General features: G+C 40.3%; 2 protein-coding genes. One reads left to right on the forward strand and one right to left on the reverse strand.

What is annotated here, in order from left to right:
- Window positions 1–197: 197 nt before the first annotated feature.
- A complete protein-coding gene (locus EKG35_RS20545; protein ID WP_185807854.1) occupies window positions 198–1094 on the reverse strand; it encodes a DMT family transporter in 897 nt (298 codons plus the stop codon).
- A 152-nt stretch (window positions 1095–1246) separates the two neighbouring features.
- Between EKG35_RS20545 and EKG35_RS20550 the strand changes: the two genes are divergently transcribed.
- A complete protein-coding gene (locus tag EKG35_RS20550; RefSeq protein WP_126296407.1) occupies window positions 1247–1477 on the forward strand; it encodes a DNA-binding protein in 231 nt (76 codons plus the stop codon).
- Window positions 1478–1634: the final 157 nt, after the last annotated feature.

The following is a 1634-nucleotide window of genomic DNA, read 5'->3' on the forward strand; positions in this document are numbered from 1 at the left end:
GCCTCCAGCTTCCTTCAGATTCCGCGTCGCCACGGACACCCTTGCTCTTAGCTAACCTCTACTTCTGTCTTCGGGGTTCGGGACTTGCACCCTATAGTTCATACGCATGCCGGGCGCACGCTAAAAGTGGCCGCCCGAAAAGTTTATTTTTGGACGGCCACTTTACATAACACAAAACTACCTTACGTCGTAGTCTTTTACTCATCATTAGTAGATATATTTTCATCAATTGTTTTTCTGCTTCCAACCGTTAAAACAATGATTCCTCCAAGCAGCATTGCCACGCCAATCCATGAGGTTGTGCTTAAGTATTCTCCGATAAAAAATACACCTAGAAGTGCTGCTGTTAGAGGCTCTGCCAAAGATAGTGTAACTGCTGAAGAAGAAGTGATTTTTTCTAAACCCGAAAGGAAAAATATGTAGGCTAAGCTTGTAGCGGCTAATCCCATAAATACCATTGGCGCAAAATTTTGCCCTGTGAACACCCAAGAAACGCCATTACCTGAAAATGGCAACAATATAAGTGCACAAATGGTAAACGTCATCGCAACAGCCGGCAAAGTCTCTTCTCTCTCTGTTAACTGTTTACTGCAATTTGTATAAAAGGCAAACATAAGTCCTGCGCTTAACGCAAGTAAAATACCAATAGGATGGACTGTGGCTTCTCCTCTATTAACAAATAAAAGAATGCACCCTATTATCGCTAAAGCAGTTGCTATGCCCCAAATACGGTTTGGCTTTCGTTTCCAAAAAAGCCATTCAACAATACCTGAAAAGACCGGTGAACTTCCGATTGTTACTACCGTCCCTATTGCGACTCCTGTAAAACGTACAGATGTGAAAAATAATGATTGGAATAACGCAATCGTAAGCGCTGCAAGTATGGTCCATTTCCAAGACCAGTTTTTGAAACTAATCTTACGCATAGCAAAAGCAGCTATTAGTAATACGCCTCCCCCAATTGCCGAACGTACTGCTGCTACAGCAACCGAAGAAACACCTTCTTGTAAAAATGTTTGGGTTGTTCCGACTGTGCCCCATAACATTGCAGCAAGCAGAACAAATATGTAGGGTAATAGATTCAAAACTTTCATCTCCTTTGCCTATTGTTTCCTTCTTTATTACAATTATGCTACCATAACTTTCAAATACACTAATCTATTATTTTCACTACAACACAATATAGTGATATTTGAAGAAAATTATTTATAATAAATATATTACAGTTAGAAAGGGGTCATCATACGTGTATAAAACAGTTTCTGAAACGGCTAAAGATATTTCAATGCCAGAAGAACAAGTACTCCGCTACATTTATGCTGGCCGTATAAAGGCTGTTCATGATGGAGAGCAGTTTCTAGTAAACAGCGCCCAATTCGATACGTATCATGAACAATTAGAACGACTTAAAGAAGAGATTGAAATATGGCGCAATACTCCGATTCCAGAAGATATCGATGTAAAAGATGAGGATTAATCCGAGAGGATGGAAAATAAAAATTCATCCACCCACATCGAGTAGGAGGGAGTGATTAACTCCCGACCTCTCACACCACCGTACGTACGGTTCCGTATACGGCGGTTCAATTAAGATGAATAACGCAAAGTTTCGTAACGAACTTTCAGACTTTTCA

Origin of the sequence: Lysinibacillus telephonicus (genome assembly GCF_003966145.1) — a bacterium.
In the GTDB taxonomy this organism is placed as follows: domain Bacteria; phylum Bacillota; class Bacilli; order Bacillales_A; family Planococcaceae; genus Ureibacillus; species Ureibacillus telephonicus.